This window comes from Methylogaea oryzae (genome assembly GCF_019669985.1).
Lineage (GTDB): Bacteria > Pseudomonadota > Gammaproteobacteria > Methylococcales > Methylococcaceae > Methylogaea > Methylogaea oryzae.
Genome location: NZ_AP019782.1, coordinates 3577465 through 3593961 on the forward strand (window position 1 = coordinate 3577465; position 16497 = coordinate 3593961).

At 62.6% G+C, this 16497-nt stretch carries 16 protein-coding genes and 2 tRNA genes; 16 read left to right on the plus strand and 2 right to left on the minus strand.

All coding sequences use genetic code 11. From position 1 onward, the window contains the following. Positions 1-39 precede the first annotated feature (39 nt). Positions 40-1593, minus strand: coding sequence for a sigma 54-interacting transcriptional regulator (locus K5607_RS15875; protein ID WP_221047589.1), 1554 nt, complete (start codon positions 1591-1593; stop codon positions 40-42). A gap of 275 nt (positions 1594-1868) precedes the next feature. Between K5607_RS15875 and K5607_RS15880 the strand changes: the two genes are divergently transcribed. The 16 genes from K5607_RS15880 (at position 1869) to K5607_RS15955 (ending at position 15519) form a co-directional block, all read left to right on the plus strand. Beyond that, on the plus strand, positions 1869-2450 hold the full coding sequence (locus tag K5607_RS15880; protein ID WP_054775006.1) for a beta-class carbonic anhydrase: 582 nt from the start codon (positions 1869-1871) through the stop codon (positions 2448-2450). Positions 2451-2488: 38 nt separating this feature from the next. Next, entirely contained in the window at positions 2489-3166 is a 678-nt protein-coding gene (locus tag K5607_RS15885) for an SDR family NAD(P)-dependent oxidoreductase (protein ID WP_221047590.1), read from the plus strand. A gap of 172 nt (positions 3167-3338) precedes the next feature. Beyond that, positions 3339-5066: a carbamoyltransferase family protein gene (locus K5607_RS15890; protein ID WP_221047591.1), complete on the plus strand. Its 1728-nt coding sequence runs from the start codon at positions 3339-3341 to the stop codon at positions 5064-5066. 494 nt (positions 5067-5560) lie between these two features. Next, positions 5561-6100 (plus strand): hypothetical protein, encoded by a 540-nt coding sequence (locus tag K5607_RS15895; protein WP_221047592.1) that lies wholly within the window; start codon positions 5561-5563, stop codon positions 6098-6100. A gap of 727 nt (positions 6101-6827) precedes the next feature. Continuing rightward, positions 6828-7274: a BLUF domain-containing protein gene (locus K5607_RS15900; protein WP_221047593.1), complete on the plus strand. Its 447-nt coding sequence runs from the start codon at positions 6828-6830 to the stop codon at positions 7272-7274. 122 nt (positions 7275-7396) lie between these two features. After that, positions 7397-7473 (plus strand) — tRNA-Val (locus K5607_RS15905). Between the two features lie 91 nt (positions 7474-7564). After that, positions 7565-9472 carry a threonine--tRNA ligase gene (gene thrS, locus K5607_RS15910; protein ID WP_221047594.1) on the plus strand — a complete coding sequence of 636 codons (1908 nt, stop codon included), beginning with the start codon at positions 7565-7567 and terminating at the stop codon, positions 9470-9472. A 47-nt stretch (positions 9473-9519) separates the two neighbouring features. Beyond that, positions 9520-10047, plus strand: a complete 528-nt coding sequence (infC, locus tag K5607_RS15915) for a translation initiation factor IF-3 (protein WP_082411486.1) — start codon at positions 9520-9522, stop codon at positions 10045-10047. 18 nt (positions 10048-10065) lie between these two features. Next, entirely contained in the window at positions 10066-10263 is a 198-nt protein-coding gene (gene rpmI, locus K5607_RS15920) for a 50S ribosomal protein L35 (RefSeq protein ID WP_054773460.1), read from the plus strand. Positions 10264-10286: 23 nt separating this feature from the next. Next, entirely contained in the window at positions 10287-10634 is a 348-nt protein-coding gene (gene rplT / locus K5607_RS15925; RefSeq protein ID WP_221047595.1) for a 50S ribosomal protein L20, read from the plus strand. Between the two features lie 94 nt (positions 10635-10728). After that, complete coding sequence (gene pheS / locus K5607_RS15930) at positions 10729-11745, plus strand: phenylalanine--tRNA ligase subunit alpha (protein WP_221047596.1); 1017 nt, start codon at positions 10729-10731, stop codon at positions 11743-11745. 28 nt (positions 11746-11773) lie between these two features. Continuing rightward, positions 11774-14155 (plus strand): phenylalanine--tRNA ligase subunit beta, encoded by a 2382-nt coding sequence (gene pheT, locus K5607_RS15935; protein ID WP_221047597.1) that lies wholly within the window; start codon positions 11774-11776, stop codon positions 14153-14155. A 5-nt stretch (positions 14156-14160) separates the two neighbouring features. After that, the gene (locus K5607_RS15940; RefSeq protein ID WP_054774119.1) at positions 14161-14457 is read left to right on the plus strand and encodes an integration host factor subunit alpha; all 297 of its coding nucleotides are present in this window, start codon (positions 14161-14163) and stop codon (positions 14455-14457) included. Next, positions 14441-14800: a MerR family transcriptional regulator gene (locus K5607_RS15945; RefSeq protein WP_221047598.1), complete on the plus strand. Its 360-nt coding sequence runs from the start codon at positions 14441-14443 to the stop codon at positions 14798-14800. The genes K5607_RS15940 and K5607_RS15945 overlap by 17 nt, the downstream gene beginning before the upstream one ends. Positions 14801-14832: 32 nt before the next feature. Further along, a tRNA-Pro gene (locus K5607_RS15950) sits at positions 14833-14909 on the plus strand. Positions 14910-15051: 142 nt separating this feature from the next. Continuing rightward, positions 15052-15519: an FKBP-type peptidyl-prolyl cis-trans isomerase gene (locus tag K5607_RS15955; RefSeq protein ID WP_054774120.1), complete on the plus strand. Its 468-nt coding sequence runs from the start codon at positions 15052-15054 to the stop codon at positions 15517-15519. A 38-nt stretch (positions 15520-15557) separates the two neighbouring features. Here K5607_RS15955 and nhaR read toward each other — a convergent pair whose 3' ends face one another. Further along, positions 15558-16472 (minus strand): transcriptional activator NhaR, encoded by a 915-nt coding sequence (gene nhaR, locus K5607_RS15960; RefSeq protein ID WP_054774121.1) that lies wholly within the window; start codon positions 16470-16472, stop codon positions 15558-15560. Positions 16473-16497 lie beyond the last annotated feature (25 nt).

Sequence of the window (16497 nt, forward strand, 5' to 3'; positions counted from 1 at the left end):
CGCTAAGCGACCTCCGGCGCGTGCTGAAAGGACTTTCCCTTAAGCGCGGTAGCGGGAAGCGTCCAGCCCGTACTCCTTGAGCTTGAGATAAACCGCGCGGGGCGTAAGCTCCAGCCAGCCGGCCGCTTGCGTCACGTTGCCTTGGAAGCGGCGCAAGGCCTGTTCCAGCAAGGTTCTCTCGGCCTGCGCCATCACCTGCCGGCGCGCCGCCTTACCGCTCTCGGCGGCCAGCGGCGTCGCCGCGCTGTCCAGCTCCACGTGGTGCACCATCCCGCCATCGGCGAACAACACGGCCCGTTCCAGGATGTTTTCCAGCTCCCGCACGTTGCCCGGCCAGGAATAACCGCGCAATTGCTCCATGACCTTGCCGCTCAGCGTCGCCGTGGGCCGGTCGTAACGCTGGGCCAGCCGTTTGAGGATGGTCTGCACCAACTGCGGCAGGTCTTCCGGCCGCTCGGCCAAGGGCGGAATCGCCAGCCGCACGACGTTGAGCCGGTAGAACAAATCCTTGCGGAAACGGCCCTCCCGCACCGCCATTTCCAAGTCGGTGTTGGTGGCGGCGACGATGCGCGTGTCCACGTGGATGGCGCGGCGTCCGCCGACCCGTTCCAGCTCGCCCTCCTGGATCACCCGCAACAGGCCGGTCTGCGCGGCGGGCGACAGGCTGTCCGCTTCGTCCAGGAACAAAGTGCCGCCCTCGGCCCGTTCGAAATAGCCCTGGTGCACTTCCACGGCGCCGGTGAACGCGCCTTTTTCGTGGCCGAACAAGGCGCTCTCCAGCAAGCCTTCCGGAATCGCGCCGCAATTGACCGCGACGAATGGCTTGAGGTGGCGTGCGCTCAGGGCGTGGATGGCGCGGGCGATGAGCTCCTTGCCGACGCCGGTTTCCCCCTGGATCAGCACGGTGGCCGGCGTCGGGGCGACGGTTTCCACCGCCCGCAACACCTGGCGCATGGCCGGCGACTGGGCGACGATGAGGGGGCCGGCGCCGGCATCGTGGCGGCCTTGGCGGGTGCCGTATTGGCGCCAGATGCGGCCCATGCGTTCCTCGATGTCCGCTTGCAGCTCGCCGATGGCGCGGGCATCGCTCTTCCGGTCCGCCTGGTACTCCACGCCGGGCCGGTCCTTGGCCGATTCCCGGTCGGTATAGACGCAGACCTCGCAGCCGCCCTGGTCCAAGGCGATACGCTTCTCCAGCACCACCTTGGCGTAACCGAAATTGCGGGCGGCGATGCCGCCGAACACGCTGGAGGTCATGTGGCACAGTTCCGGGGCGTTTTTGACGCCGTCGCCGAACGGACAGGCGGTGTTCACCACGCGAATGCAGCCCGGCGCGCTGGAGGCCAGGGAAAAATTGCCGCCGATGTGGTTTTTCAAGCCGAGTATGGCGTCGGCGTACTCCTCCGGCGTCAACGCATCCCGCTTGCCGAACTCCTCGCGGAAGCTGTCTTCGAAAAATTTTCCGGCGGCGCAGCCGATGCGTTCGATGACTTGGGCGTCCGCCGGGCCCGCCTGTTCGCGAACGTTCATCAACTCCAGCACGAAGGTTTGCAAGAACGACACGGGCGTAATGCCGCTGAAAGGCGTGGACATGAGCTACTCTCTACTCGAGGAACGTTGCGGGGATTGTAGCGCAGTTGCGAAGCCAGACTTCCATCGCGCGAAGCCGCGCTTCGCAGCAACCGGTCGAGCGGCCGCCGCGACAGCCGCGCCACCGGGGTTTCGCCGCCCTCGCGACGGGTGGCACCCATCTTGCCTCTTTGCGAAGCCGGCTTTGCGATCCCTTTACCGCCGGGAGCCAAGCCGCAGGACGAGCGCCGCAGAGCGCCCGCATCAATCCAATGACCGTTTGTAGGAGCACGTTAACCATGAGCAAAATTCTCGATGAAGTTCTTGCCGCCAACCAAGCCTACGTCGCCGGTTTCGGCAACAAAGGCAGCCTGGCCCTGCCGCCGGCGCGGCAATTCGCCATTCTGACCTGCATGGACGCGCGCCTGGATCCCGCCAAATATGCCGGCCTGTCCGAAGGCGACACCCACGTCATCCGCAACGCCGGCGGCCGCGCCAGCGACGACGCCATTCGTTCCCTGGTGATTTCCTACAAATTGCTCGGCACCCGCGAATGGTTCGTCATCCACCACAGCGATTGCGGCATGCAGCTGTTCGACAACGCCATCATGTCCGACTTGCTGAGCAAGAGCCTGGAAACCGCCAGCATCGACGCCAGCGGCTGGCACGACACCGGCAAAGGCCCCGGCTGCGACGAAGGCAAGTACATCAACTGGCTGACCTTCAAAAACCTGGAATTGAGCGTCGTGGAAGACGTGCAGCGCATTCGCCGCCATGCACTGGTACCGAAAAACATTCCCATTTACGGCTTCTACTACGACGTAAAAACCGGCAAACTGGTGGAAGTGGCGGACGCCATGCAGGCGGGCCGGGCGCTCTAACAGGCGCTCCATCGATAGACAGATAAGGAGGGAGAGTAGTGGCTAGCAAGCCCCCCAAAACGGCGGTAGTGCTGGCGGCGGAGCCGGATTGCGCCGTCGGTTCGGCTTTGGCGCGGCGTTTCGCCGCCGAAGGCATGCACGTGTACCTGGCGGCGTCCGATGCCGGCATCCTGCAAGGGGTGGCGGAAGACATCCGGCGCAGCGGCGGAACCGTCATCGCCTTGACGGTGAACGCCAGCTCGGAAGACGCCGTGGCGCAGCTGCTGCAACGGGCAGCGGCGACCGGCTCGTTGGAAATCGCCGCTTACACCACCAGCGCTTTGGTGGACCCGGCCCTACTCGACGCGCCCGGCGAATTGCTGGAGCAACTGTGGCGCCGCAACGTTTACGGCGCGTTCCTCCTGGGGCGCGAAGCGGCCAAAATGATGCTGCCGGATCGGCGCGGCACCGTGCTGTTCGCCGGCGCCGCGGCCGAACCGCCGGTACGGCCGCCCTTCAGCCCGTTCGCCATCGCCAAGTCCGGCTTGCGCGCCTTGGCGCAGGGCATGGCGAAAGAATTCAAGCCGCTGGGCTTGCATGTGCTGGACGCGGTGCTGGAAGGCACCGACCACGGCGCGGTATTGCCCGATGGCGTGGATCCCCACGACCTCGTCGACCGCTGCTGGGCGGCCCATTGCCAACCCGCCCACGAATGGAGCCACGAAATCCGTTTTTGATGGGGATTTTCGCCCCTCCGAACGCGGTGGCCGACAAGGAATCAACACCGACCCAACCGAGCCGGAGCCCGCCATGGGCTTCGGCTCCGCGACGCGCGCCGCGCGTCGCGATTTCTCCCCCGCTGGTCCCGCCGGTACAATAGCCCGATTTGATTTTCGGGAAGACTAGCCAATGATCGTTTTGGGACTGTCCGGCGCCGTCAGCCACGACGCTTCCGCCGCTTTGTTCGTGGACGGCAAGCTGGTCGCCGCCGCCGAGGAAGAGCGCTTCCTGCGCGACAAGCACGCCAAAGGCAAGCTGCCCGTCGAAGCCACCAAGTTCTGCCTGGAGTTCGCCGGCATCAAGCCCGAGCAGGTGGACATCGTCGCCTTCCCCTACGCCGAAATCGGCCTGTGGAACAGCCCGGCGCGCTGGCACTACGCGGCCCGCCACTGGTATGCGCCGGACCGCGCCTTCACCGCCCTGTTCAACGGCAACCGCCGCTACTGGCGCAACCACCGCAACGTCATGGCCATGCTGGACGATCTGGGCATCGGCGCCAAGCGCGTCAAGTTCGTGCCGGTAGAGCACCATTTGGCCCACGCCAGCAGCGCCTACCACCTGTCCGGCTTCGAAGGGCGTTGCGCCATCCTCGGCATCGACGGCAAGGGCGAATACGCCACCACCTTCTTCGGTTACGGCGAAAACGGCCGCATCCACAAGATCAAGGAGTTCTACGACCCGGATTCCCTCGGCGGCCTCTACGGCGCCCTCACCGAATACCTGGGCTTCGAAATGCTGGATGGCGAATTCAAGGTCATGGGCATGGCGCCCTACGGCGATCCCAAGCGCTTCGACCTGTCGCGCCTGCTGGAATGCGATGGCAAGGATTTGCGCGTCAACACCCAGCTGGTCAACTGCATCGGCCTGCGCCGCTACAAGAAGGACGGCAAGGGCTACTACTTCAGCCCGGCACTGATCGACTGGCTCGGCCCCATGCGCGAGGGCGACGAAATCGACGATCCCTACATCGACTACGCGGCTTCCATCCAGGCCCTGCTGGAAGACGCCGCGCTCAAGCTCATCGACCACTACCTGGGCGACATCATCCGCGAAACCGGCAAAATCTGCTTCGCCGGCGGCGTGGCGCTCAACGTCAAGCTCAACCAGCGCATCATCGCCCTGCCCGGCGTGAAGGAACTGTTCGTGCAGCCGGCAGCTTCCGATGCCGGCACCGCCATCGGCGCCGCCAGCTACGCCGCCGTGCAGGCCGGCGAGAAAGTCGCCCCCATGGAACACGTGTACCTCGGCCCGCGTTACACCACCGAACAGTGCATAGAGGCCTGCCGGCAGCATCCGGCAAAGCCCCAATGGGAAGTGCTGGAGAACGCCCCGGCGGAAGCCGCCAAGCTGCTGGCCGAAGGCAATCCGGTGGCCTGGTTCCAGGGCCGCATGGAGTTCGGGCCTAGAGCCTTGGGCTGCCGCAGCATCCTCGGCAATCCCGCCTCGCGCGGAGTGGCCGACCTCATCAACGCCCAGATCAAATACCGCGAACGCTGGCGGCCGTTCTGCCCGTCCATGCTGGACCGAGTCGCGCCGGAAATCCTCCAGACCGACCACCCCAGCCCCTACATGACCTTCACCTTCGACGTGGCGGAAAGCTGGAAGAGCCGCATTCCCGAAGTCGTCCACAAGGACGGCACGGCGAGGGCGCAAATCGTCACGAAGGAAACCAACCCGCGTTATTACGCCTTGATCGAAGAGCTGGAAAAACACACCGGCAACGCCGTGGTGCTCAACACCTCCCTCAATCGCCGCGGCGAACCCATGGTGTGCAGCCCCACCGACGCCTTGAACATGTTCTTCGGCTCGGATTTGCCCTATTTGGTGATGGAGGATTTGTTGATTCGGAAGGGGTAGGGTCTGCCGCTGCACGGTGGCGGTTTATTCCCTCTCCCCCAGGGAGAGGGTAGGGTGAGGGGTGTGAGAGGCACATGGCTTTATCATTCCCACGCTCTGCGTGGGAATGGAATCGGTGCCGCTGCGCGGCAGTTTATTTGAATGTGGGTCAGCCGCACCCACGGGCGGGTTACTTTCTTTTGTGCGGCCAAAAGAAAGTAACCAAAGAAAACGCCGCCCGATTGCCGCTTCTCCCTGCGCGCCGAAGCTTGGGCCGGGAGTTGGCCGACAGGCCATCCCTGGCCTGACGCCCAACCCGCCGCCTCCATGCGGCGGCCCTTCGGGTTATTCCCGCCCCAAACTCCGGTGCTCGGCGCGGCAAAAGGGGAAGACGAACGGATCGTGTATCCACCTTCTAGGACACCGTTCCGGCATAACATATGCTAAACAGCGTCCATATAGCACTGTAAACAACATTCTCTTTAAATAGCTGCTCGCCTTCTTGGAGCAACCATATGACTGACTCCAGTACTCCGCCCAAACTCTACGAGGGCATTTATGCCGGAAAGGTATTGGCTGTGATGGCAGCAACCATAAACACTGAGCATTCCGCATTTTCTAGCTGGATGGTTGCTGGGTTTGGTGCAGCAATCGGGTTGCTCATAGCGAACGTCGACAAAGTTGCCCCATACATATCTCCGACCGCTATTGGCGTTTCAACTAAGCTGTTTCTTTTCGCCGTAATGCTCAACGTTCTACAGCGGTATCTGGGTGCCATCATCGCTGGAAGCGTTGCAACGGCCAAGGAAGTCGAATCCATTCCAGTCACCACCACATTTGACGTGAACGTCGTCCTAAATGAAATCGAGCGGTCCACTCTTTGGCCTATGCGCCCCCTGGTTCGTTGGTCAAATCGCAGGATTCTTGCTGGCGACATCGCATTTGGAGGACGCCTTAACGCGTGGATGGCACAAGTAGAGGGCTGGCTCGTTCTGGCACAAATGGTTGTTGTAATTGCCGCAGCATGGGTAATCGCAAATGCGCTCAAAGGCTAACAATCCAGTGCAGTAGATTGGGCCGACGACAGGAAGCCCAACACCAAATCATTGGGGATTCACGGACTCACCCCAACCCACCCGAGTGGTTATCATGGATAGAGCGACGGGGAGCCGGGAGCGGAAAATCCCCTGCGACGCGCCGAGCACCGGAGCTTGGGGCGGGAACAACCCGAAGGGCCGCCGCAGGAAGCGGCGGGTTGGGCGTCAGGCCAGGGATAGCCTGTCGGCCAACTCCCGGCCCAAGCGAGGAGCGCAGGGGACCGCGCAGCGGCGCGTCGCTGGGGTGTCGTTTCTTTTGGGTACTTTTGATGCTGCCCATCCATGGGCAACACCCGGAGGGCGTGCTTCGCACGTCCCATTTCGTTCCGGACGAAATGGTCTTTGGACAAGCACAAATTCGCCTGGAGCGAATTTGAACAGCGGAACGCTGGCCCAAAGGGCGAAAACCAGGGATGGTTTTCGTAAAGAAAAGTACCTCGTCCGCGGGGACGAGACCCCGCATTCAAAAAACCGCGCCGTAGGCGCACACAATCCCCTTTTGGCAGCTACGCATGCAGGCGCGAGCTTGTGGACTGACGACAGAAGATCCAACCCCAAAACGTTACGCCTACCATATGAGCCTCGCCGACTCCCCCATCTCCCCGCGCTTGCTGTATCTTGTCGCGGAAGACTTGTTGAACCGCTAGACTCCCGCTTGGCCACCGACGTGAAAGACCATGCCGCCATGCCCCTCCGTCTGATCGCCTACATCAGCGAATACACCGGAAAACCGGAAAACATTGGTGCGGATTTGGCCGACATCCGCCGCGTCGCCAAGCGTTTCAACCGCGAAAACGGCATCAGCGGCGTGCTGTTTTTCCTCAACAACCGCTTCATGCAAGTGTTGGAGGGCGAAGCGGGAACCCTGTCCGCGCTGCTGCGCAAGATCGAAGCCGACCCGCGCCATACCCACCTCAGCTACTTGCTCAATGCGCCCATCACGCAACGGGAGTTGGCGGATTGGAACATGGACACCTTCCACCTGACGCAGTCTGAGGTATTCCGGCCGCAGACGCTGCAAGCAGTCACCCGCATCTACACGGCCAACGTGGAGCCCGATGCCCGCAGCTTCTTAACGCTGCTGGAGGACATGCTCAACGATCCGGAGGTTTTGCGCATCGTAAATCATTAATCCGGGCGCGTTCCCCCCTTGCCAACGACGCCCCGCCGCGGCTTCAAATCGGATGACGGCGATATTTTCGAAAACAGCGCTTTACGACAGGAAGTTAACTGCCATATAATTGCCGGCCTTACAGGCGCGTAGCTCAGTTGGTTAGAGCACCACCTTGACATGGTGGGGGTCGTTGGTTCGAGTCCGATCGCGCCTACCAAACATCCCAAAGCATCGCATAAGCGATGCTTTGTTTTTTCCGCCTTACGGCATGCGAAGCGGTAAACGTTCAAGCTCGCAGGATTAAAACTATGCCGGTCGTAACCCTTCCCGACGGATCACAACGCCAATTCGACCAAGCGGTCACGGTCATGCAGGTGGCCGAGTCTATCGGCGCGGGCTTGGCGCGAGCGGCGCTGGCCGGCCGGATAGACGGCAAGCTGGTGGACACCTCCACCCTGATCGAGCGGGACGCAGTGCTGGCCATCGTGACGGCCAAGGACGCCGACGGGCTGGAAATCATCCGCCACTCCACCGCCCATTTGCTGGCGCAGGCGGTGAAAAGCCTGTTCCCATCGGCCCAGGTGACCATCGGCCCGGTGATCGAGGACGGCTTCTACTACGACTTTTCCTTCGAGCGGCCGTTCACGCCGGAAGACCTGGCGGCCATCGAGAAGAAGATGCAGGAACTGGCCGGCCAAGCCCTGGCGGTGCAGCGCAAAGTGCTGCCGCGCGATGAGGCCGCGGCCTATTTCCTCGGGCTGGGCGAGAAATACAAGGCGGAGATCATCGGCGCCATTCCCGCCGGCGAGGACGTGTCGCTCTACAGCCAGGGCGAGTTCACCGACCTGTGCCGCGGCCCGCACGTGCCGGACACCGGCAAGCTGAAGACGTTCAAGCTGATGAAAGTGGCCGGCGCCTATTGGCGCGGCGACTCGCGCAACGAAATGCTGCAGCGCATTTACGGTACCGCCTGGGCCGACAAAAAAGACCTGGACGCCTACCTGCACCGCCTGGAAGAGGCCGAACGCCGCGACCACCGCAAGATCGGCAAAGTCCAAGACCTGTTCCACACCCAGGAAGAAGCCCCCGGCATGGTGTTCTGGCACCCCAAGGGCTGGACGGTATGGCAGGTGGTGGAGCAACACATGCGCGGCGTCTACCGGCAGAACGGCTACCAGGAGATCCGCTGCCCGCAGATTTTGGACGTGAGCCTGTGGAAGGCTTCCGGCCACTGGGACAATTTCCACGACAACATGTTCTTCACCGCCTCGGAAAACCGGGAATACGCGGTCAAGCCCATGAACTGCCCCGGCCACATCCAGGTATTCAAGCAGCATCTGCACAGCTACCGGGAACTGCCCATCCGCTTCGGCGAATTCGGTTCCTGCCACCGCAACGAGCCGTCCGGCGCGCTGCACGGCATCATGCGGGTGCGCAGCTTCACCCAGGACGACGGCCATATTTTCTGCACGGAAGAGCAAGTGCAGGGCGAGGTGGCGGCCTTTATCGAGCTGCTGCGCAAGGTATACGTCGACTTCGGCTTCACCGACATTCTCTACAAGCTGTCCACCCGCCCGGAAAAGCGCTTGGGTTCGGACGAGGTTTGGGACAAAGCGGAAAGCGCCCTGGCGGCGGCATTGGCGTCCCAGGATATCGAATACCAGCTGCAACCGGGCGAAGGCGCCTTCTACGGCCCGAAGATCGAATGCTCGCTGCGCGACGCCATCGGCCGCGTCTGGCAGTGCGGCACCATCCAAGTGGATTTCATGATGCCCGGCCGCCTCGGCGCCGAATACGTGGCGGAAGACAGCTCGCGCCGCACGCCGGTGATGCTGCACCGCGCCATCGTCGGCTCCTTCGAGCGCTTCATCGGCATCCTCATCGAACACCATGCCGGCAGCCTGCCGACATGGCTCGCTCCGATCCAGGCGGTGGTGGCCAATATCACGGACCGCCAGTCGGAATACGTGTCCCAAGTGGCGGGAATCCTTGAAAAACAAGGATTTCGCGTCAAAACGGACTTGAGAAATGAGAAGATCGGCTTTAAAATCCGCGAGCATTCCATGCAGCGGGTTCCTTATTTGCTGGTCGTCGGTGATCGGGAAATGGAAAACGGCACCGTGGCAGTGCGTTCCCAACAAGGCACCGACCTGGGCAGTTTCCCGGTGTCGGAATTCGCTGCGCGCCTGGCGCGGGAGATCGAAGCGAAGAATTAACACCGATAGTTGGCTCCCATGAGCCGGCCGTTGCGGAGGATGATCGTATCACTACTAGTAAAGAACCGCGGCTGAACGACGCCATCAACATACCTTCCGTCCGCCTGATAGGCGCCGACGGGGAACAGGTAGGCATCGTTTCCACAGCCGAAGCGTTGCGCATGGCCGAAGAGGCCGAGTTGGATCTGGTGGAGATTTCTCCGACAGCCGATCCGCCGGTCTGCCGCATCATGGATTACGGCAAGTTTCGCTTCGAGCTCAGCAAAAAACAGCACGCCGCCAAGAAGAAGCAAAAACAAATCCAGGTCAAGGAAATCAAATTCCGTCCTGGCACCGGCGAAGGCGATTACCAAGTCAAGATGCGCGCCCTGACCCGCTTCCTCAACGAAGGCGACAAGGCGAAAGTCACTGTGCGCTTCCGTGGTCGCGAAGTGTCGCATAAGGATTTGGGGCTGGAATTGTTGAAGCGTGTGGAAAACGAATTGCAGGAATTGGCGATCGTGGAACAGCTGCCCAAGTTGGAGGGCAAGCAGATGATCATGACGCTGGCGCCCAAGAAAAAGATTGGCAAGTAATTACTGGAGATCGCGGAAATGCCGAAGTTGAAATCGAATCGGGGCGCGGCCAAGCGCTTCAAGCGCACGGGGTCGGGTGGGTTTAAGTGCAAACACGCTTTCAAGCGCCACATCCTGACCAAGAAGAGCACCAAGAGAAAGCGCCAGCTGCGCGGTCCGGACATGGTGCATGAGTCCGATGTGGCCCGCGTCGCCCAGATGCTGCCGTACAGTTGATTGCTGGATAGAGGAAAAGCTTAATGGCTAGAGTAAAACGTGGTGTAACCGCCCGCGCCCGGCACAAAAAAGTGCTGAAGCAGGCCAAAGGTTACTATGGCGCCCGCAGCCGCGTATATCGCGTTGCCAAGCAGGCGGTGATCAAGGCCGGCCAATACGCTTATCGCGATCGCCGCCAGAAGAAGCGTCAGTTCCGCGCCCTGTGGATCGTCCGCATCAACGCGGCGGCACGGGAATGCGGCCTGTCTTACAGCCGCTTCATGGACGGCTTGAAGAAAGCCTCCATCGAAATCGACCGCAAGGTACTGGCCGACATGGCCGTATTCGACAAGGACGGTTTCGCGGAACTGGCCCGTATCGCGGCCGGTTGATAAACGGCGAAACGGCACAGCGGGGAAGTCGCGCAAGCGGCTTCCCCGCGTCGTTTTCGGCTACTGAACTTTTTGGAGCGGGGAAAAGGCGGCAATGGCTTCCCTTGACGAACTGTTGAACGAAGCGCTGCGCGAAGCGGCGGCGGCGGAGACCTTGGTTCTGTTGGACCAGGTCAAGGCACGTTATTTGGGCAAAAAAGGCCTGTTCACCGAACAGATGAAAACCCTGGGCGCGTTGCCGCCGGACCAGCGCCCCGCCGCCGGTCAGGTCATCAATGCCGCCAAGGACCGCTTCCAGGAGGCCCTGGACGCTCGCCGCGACGCGCTGGAACAAGCCCAGTTCGCCCAGCGCCTGGCCAACGAAACGGTGGACGTGACCCTGCCCGGCCGCGGCCAGCAAGTCGGCGGCCTGCATCCGGTCACCCTCACCTTGCGCCGCATCGGCCAGCTGTTCGGCAGCGTCGGTTTCGAAATCGCCGAAGGCCCGGAAATCGAAGACGACTACCACAACTTCGAAGCCCTCAATATTCCCGCCCATCACCCGGCGCGGGCCATGCACGACACTTTCTACGTGGACGAGCATTTGCTGCTGCGCACCCACACGTCGTCGGTGCAGATCCGCATGATGGAAAACGGCCAGCCGCCGCTGAAAGTCATCGCCCCCGGCCGCGTCTACCGCTGCGATTCGGATCTCACCCATACCCCCATGTTCCACCAATTGGAAGGTTTCTGGGTGGACGAAGACGTCAGCTTCGCCGACCTGAAAGGCGTGCTCTACGACTTTCTGCGGCGCTTTTTCGAAAAAGACATCGACGTGCGCTTCCGCCCTTCCTACTTCCCGTTCACCGAGCCTTCGGCGGAAATGGACATCCAGTGCGTCATGTGCGGCGGCGGCGGCTGCCGCGTGTGCAAGCACACCGGCTGGCTGGAGGTGGGCGGCTGCGGCATGATCCATCCGCGCGTGTTCGAACACGTCGGCATCGATCACGAGCGCTATAGCGGCTTCGCCTTCGGCATGGGCGTGGATCGCTTGGCCATGCTGCGCTACGGCATCAACGACTTGCGGTTGTTCTTCGAGAACAATCTGAAATTCCTGGAACAATTCGCGTAAGGCGAGAGCCTGGCGCTGGGGTGCGGATATGCGTGTCAGTGAAGTTTGGTTGAGAGAACTGGTTAATCCGTCGCTGGATACGGACGGCTTGGTGCGCCAATTGACCATGGCCGGCCTGGAGGTCGACGCCGTGGAATCGGTGGCGGGCGACTTCAGCAACGTCGTCGTGGGCGCCATCGAGTCCCTGGACCCGCACCCGGACGCCGACCGTCTGCGCATCTGCCAAATCGCGGTGGGCCAGGACGCGCCGCTGCAAATCGTCACCGGGGCGCAAAACGTCTACGTCGGCATGCGCGTACCGGTGGCCCTGGACGGCGCCAAGCTGCCCGGCGGCATCAAGATCAAACCGTCCAAGCTGCGCGGCGTTCCTTCCTTCGGCATGTTGTGCTCGGAAAAAGAGCTGGGCATGGCGGAAGAGGCGGAAGGCGTCATGGACCTGCCCCAGGACGCTCCGGTGGGCCAGGACATCCGCGCCTACCTCAATTTGGACGACCGAATCATCGAAGTGGATCTCACCCCCAACCGCGCCGACTGCCTCAGCATGGAAGGCGTGGCACGGGAAGTGGCAGCCCTCAACGGCATCGCCTGGCCCGGCCTGGAAGTGAACGACGCCGCCGTCGGCCATGGCGAAACCTGGAATGTCGCCGTCTCCGCCCCGGCCGAATGCCCTCGCTACCTGGGCCGCCTCATCAAGGGCATCGATCCCAAAGCGGCCACGCCGCTGTGGCTGGCGGAACGCCTGCGCCGCGCCGGCTTGCGTAGCCTGGGGCCGGCGGTGGACGTGACCAACTACGTGTTGCTGGAAATGGGCCAGCCCCTGCACGCCTTCGACGCCGCCAAGGTGCAAGGCGGCGTCCAGGTGCGCAAGGCCCGCAACGACGAAGAACTGCTGCTGCTCAACGACCTAACCGTCAAGCTGGACGAACGCACCCTGGTGATCGCCGACGAACAGCGTCCGCTGGCCCTGGCCGGCATCATGGGCGGCAAGGACTCGGCCGTCGGCGACGCCACCGTCGACCTGTTTCTGGAATGCGCCTATTTCGCTCCCGCCGCCATGATGGGCGAAGCGCGCCGCTACGGCCTGCACACCGACTCCTCCCACCGCTTCGAGCGCGGCGTGGATCCCGCCATGCAACATCGCGCCATCGAGCGCGCCACCGCATTGATCCTGTCCATGGCCGGCGGCAGCGCCGGGCCGATCACCGAGCGGACCAGCGCCGAACACGTGCCGACGCGTTCGCCCATCGTCCTGCGGGAAGATCGGCTCCGTAAAATACTGGGCCTGTCCCTGGAAAAAGCCCAGGTCACCGACCTGCTGAACCGCTTGCGCATGGATGTGGCCGAAAACGACGGCGGCTGGCGCGTGACGCCGCCCAGCTTCCGTTTCGACGTGGCCATCGAGGCCGATTTGATCGAGGAAATCGGCCGCGTCTACGGCTACGACCGACTGCCGCGCCGCGTTCCAGTCATGGGCAGCGCCTTGCTGGACGCGCCGGAAGGCCGCTTGCCGCTCGACCGCATGAAGGATCTGCTGGTGGATCGGGGCTACCAGGAAGCCATCACCTACAGCTTCGTCGACCCCGCCATGCAGGCGGCGCTGGCGCCCAACGAAACGCCCATCGCCCTGAAAAATCCCATTTCCGCCGACATGGCGATGATGCGCACCACCCTGTGGGCCGGTTTGCTGCAAGCGGCGCAACACAACCACGCCCGCCAGGAAAACCGCATCCGCTTGTTCGAATCGGGACTGCGATTCCAGGGCGACTTGGCCGATATCCGCCAGGAGCCCGGCTTGGCCGGACTGGCCCTGGGACCGGTATGGCCGCAGCAGTGGGCCGAAAAAGCCCGTGCAGTGGACTTCTTCGACGTGAAAGCCGACGTGGAAGCGTTGCTCGCCCTCACCGGCCTAGGCGGCGGCTTCCGCTTCCAGGCCGCCGAGCATCCGGCCCTGCACCCCGGCCAGAGCGCCGCCATCGTCGATGCGGCAGGCCGTCGCATCGGCTGGCTGGGCATGTTGCACCCGCACCTGGAAAAAGCTTTCGAATTCACCACCAGCGTATTCCTGTTCGAACTGGAACTCGCGGAGACGCAAATCAAGCGCCTGCCCGCCTTCCGCCCCCTGTCGCGCTTCCCATCGGTGCGCCGCGACCTGGCCCTGGTGGTGGATGCGGCCCTGGAAGCCGGCCGGGTTCAGGACGCCGTGTTGTCGCTTGCCGACGAGCTGATCCAGGACGTGCGGGTCTTTGACGTGTATTGCGGGCCGGGGGTAGAATCGGGCCGCAAGAGCTTGGCGCTGGCCTTGGTCTTGCAAGACAGCCGCGACACCTTGACGGACGCCAAAGTGGAAGCGGCCATCGGCAACGTGTTGGCAAAGCTGGAACGCGATTTCGGTGCGAAGCTGAGGGACTGATTGAAATGACGGTGACCAAAGCCGAGTTGGTCGAAAGGCTCTTCGATGAGCTGGGCCTCAACAAGCGCGAGGCCAAGGAAATCGTCGAGCAATTTTTCGAAGAGATCAAAAACGCCTTGGAAGCCGGCCGCGAGGTCAAGCTTTCCGGCTTCGGCAATTTCGGCTTGCGCGACAAAGGCGAAAGACCGGGGCGCAATCCCAAGACCGGCAAGGAAATTCCCATTTCGGCGCGGCGCGTGGTCACCTTCCGCGCCGGGCAGAAACTCAAGGCAAGGGTAGGTTGCGATGCTGGATCAGAGTAACGGCAACGGAGCGGTACTGCCGGAAATCCCGGCGAAGAAATACTTCGCCATCGGCGAAGTGAGCGAGCTGTGCGGCGTCAAACCCCACGTGCTGCGCTACTGGGAGCAGGAATTCGACCAGCTCAAGCCGGTCAAGCGGCGCGGCAATCGCCGCTATTACCAACGGGAAGACGTGCTGCTGGTCCGCCAAATCCGCGGCCTGCTGTACGAACAAGGCTACACCATCGGCGGCGCGCGCCTGCTGTTGTCCACCGAAGGCGTACGCCAAGCGGTCATCGAGGAGACCGAAGTCATCCAAAACATGTTGGACGAATTGGAAGAAATCCTCGAACTGCTGAAATAAATTCAGAAAGCTGGTATCATTCTCCAAGTTTTCGGGGCGTAGCGCAGCCTGGTAGCGCACCTGCATGGGGTGCAGGGGGTCGAAGGTTCAAATCCTTTCGCCCCGACCAATTCAAGTAGCAAAGTGAAAGCCGGAACCCCAACCGGCTTTTTTATTGTCCATCCCTCCCTGTCCAAGCCATTTCCTCGGTCCAAGCGTACACCCGGGCCGACAGGCGCGGCCACGGAACGATCCGTATCGGTAAGACCACAATGAACAAGCCTGTGAAAACCTTGCGTTTATTGACCTTGATCTGCGGCGCCGCGCTCAGCTTGGCCGGCTGCACCGTCGGCGACCCGGAAGAAAACCTGCGGCAGAGCCAGGCCTACCTGGAAAACAACGCCAAGCAGCCCGGCGTGATCACCACCGCCAGCGGCTTGCAGTATCGCGTCATCAAGGAAGGCACCGGCATTAAGCCGGCGGTCACGGACAATGTCACCGTCGACTATCGCGGCAGCCTGGTGAACGGCACGGAATTCGATGCCGGCAACGGCGTGTCCTTTCCCCTCGACGGCGTCATCCCCGGCTGGCAAGAAGGCGTGCAGCTGATGAAGGAAGGCGCGGAATACGAATTCACCATCCCGGCGGAGCTGGCCTACGGCGCCGGCGGCACCGGCCGCGCCATCGGCCCCAATATGGCGCTGATCTTCAACGTGACCCTGGTCAAGGTCAACCGCTAGCCCGCCCCCCCTCGGGCGTCGCTTCCGCCGCCCGAGGCCTATTCCATCCCGTCCAGCAGCGCCAACCCCGCCCGCGCCTGTTCCAGAATGGCCTCCACGGCCGGATGCTTCAGCTTGCGCTGAACGGTTACGGCGTAAAACCGCTCCCGCACCCCCTCGACACGGCCCACGATTTCCGCGCCGTAGCGCTGGCGAATCTCCTCCTCCACCGCCGTGGGCGCCACGAACAACCCCACACCGGCAGCCCCGAAGGTCTTCACCAGGGCGCTGTCCTCGATTTCAGCCAGGACATTGGGACACAGCCCCGCGCTGTCGAACCACTGGTCCAGGGAGCGCCTTAACGCCGTATTGGGCGTCGGCAGCAAAAACGGCGCGCCGTTAAGCGACCGCGGAAAATGCGGCGCATAACGCTGGGCCAGCGCCGCAACGCCGAACACCGCCACGCCGCACTCGCCCAGCAGATGGGTAAAGACACGGGAGCCGCCGCTGGGCGTGGCCGGAGTGTCCGACAACACCAGGTCCATGCCGTGCAGGGAAATTTCCGCCAGCAAGCGCTCGGCCTTGTCTTCATGGCAAACCATCTGCACCGGCTCGGGCAGGTTCAGCACCGGCTCCAACAGCCGATAGGCGATCAGCTTGGGCAAGGCGTCGGCGATGCCCACGAGCAGCCGCGGCGCTCGCCCGCCGGCGCGGCCTTTGAGGGTATTGGTCAGCTCCCGGCCCAGGGAAAAAATCTCGTCGGCATAGCGGAACACCACCCGCCCCATGTCGGTCAGCTCCAACCGCCGTCCGTTCTTCCGCAACAGCTTTTCCCCCACTGCCTGCTCGAATACCGCCAACTGCGCGCTGACGGTGGGCTGCGCCAGATGCAGCGTCTCGCAGGCGCGGGAAATACCGCCCTCCTTGGCGACGGTCCAAAAATAATACAAATGCTGGTAGTTCAGCCGCTCCATTGCGTCGCTCGTTTATAGTTATTTT

Coding starts and splice junctions, on each gene's coding strand:
- K5607_RS15875 (WP_221047589.1), bottom strand. CDS start 1,593: ATGTCCACGCCTTTCAGCGGCATTACGCCCGTGTCGTTCTTGCAAACC.
- thrS (WP_221047594.1), top strand. CDS start 7,565: ATGCCGGTCGTAACCCTTCCCGACGGATCACAACGCCAATTCGACCAA.
- K5607_RS15880 (WP_054775006.1), top strand. CDS start 1,869: ATGAGCAAAATTCTCGATGAAGTTCTTGCCGCCAACCAAGCCTACGTC.
- rpmI (WP_054773460.1), top strand. CDS start 10,066: ATGCCGAAGTTGAAATCGAATCGGGGCGCGGCCAAGCGCTTCAAGCGC.
- K5607_RS15945 (WP_221047598.1), top strand. CDS start 14,441: ATGCTGGATCAGAGTAACGGCAACGGAGCGGTACTGCCGGAAATCCCG.
- K5607_RS15895 (WP_221047592.1), top strand. CDS start 5,561: ATGACTGACTCCAGTACTCCGCCCAAACTCTACGAGGGCATTTATGCC.
- K5607_RS15890 (WP_221047591.1), top strand. CDS start 3,339: ATGATCGTTTTGGGACTGTCCGGCGCCGTCAGCCACGACGCTTCCGCC.
- rplT (WP_221047595.1), top strand. CDS start 10,287: ATGGCTAGAGTAAAACGTGGTGTAACCGCCCGCGCCCGGCACAAAAAA.
- pheT (WP_221047597.1), top strand. CDS start 11,774: ATGCGTGTCAGTGAAGTTTGGTTGAGAGAACTGGTTAATCCGTCGCTG.
- K5607_RS15955 (WP_054774120.1), top strand. CDS start 15,052: ATGAACAAGCCTGTGAAAACCTTGCGTTTATTGACCTTGATCTGCGGC.
- K5607_RS15900 (WP_221047593.1), top strand. CDS start 6,828: ATGCCCCTCCGTCTGATCGCCTACATCAGCGAATACACCGGAAAACCG.
- pheS (WP_221047596.1), top strand. CDS start 10,729: ATGGCTTCCCTTGACGAACTGTTGAACGAAGCGCTGCGCGAAGCGGCG.
- K5607_RS15940 (WP_054774119.1), top strand. CDS start 14,161: ATGACGGTGACCAAAGCCGAGTTGGTCGAAAGGCTCTTCGATGAGCTG.
- nhaR (WP_054774121.1), bottom strand. CDS start 16,472: ATGGAGCGGCTGAACTACCAGCATTTGTATTATTTTTGGACCGTCGCC.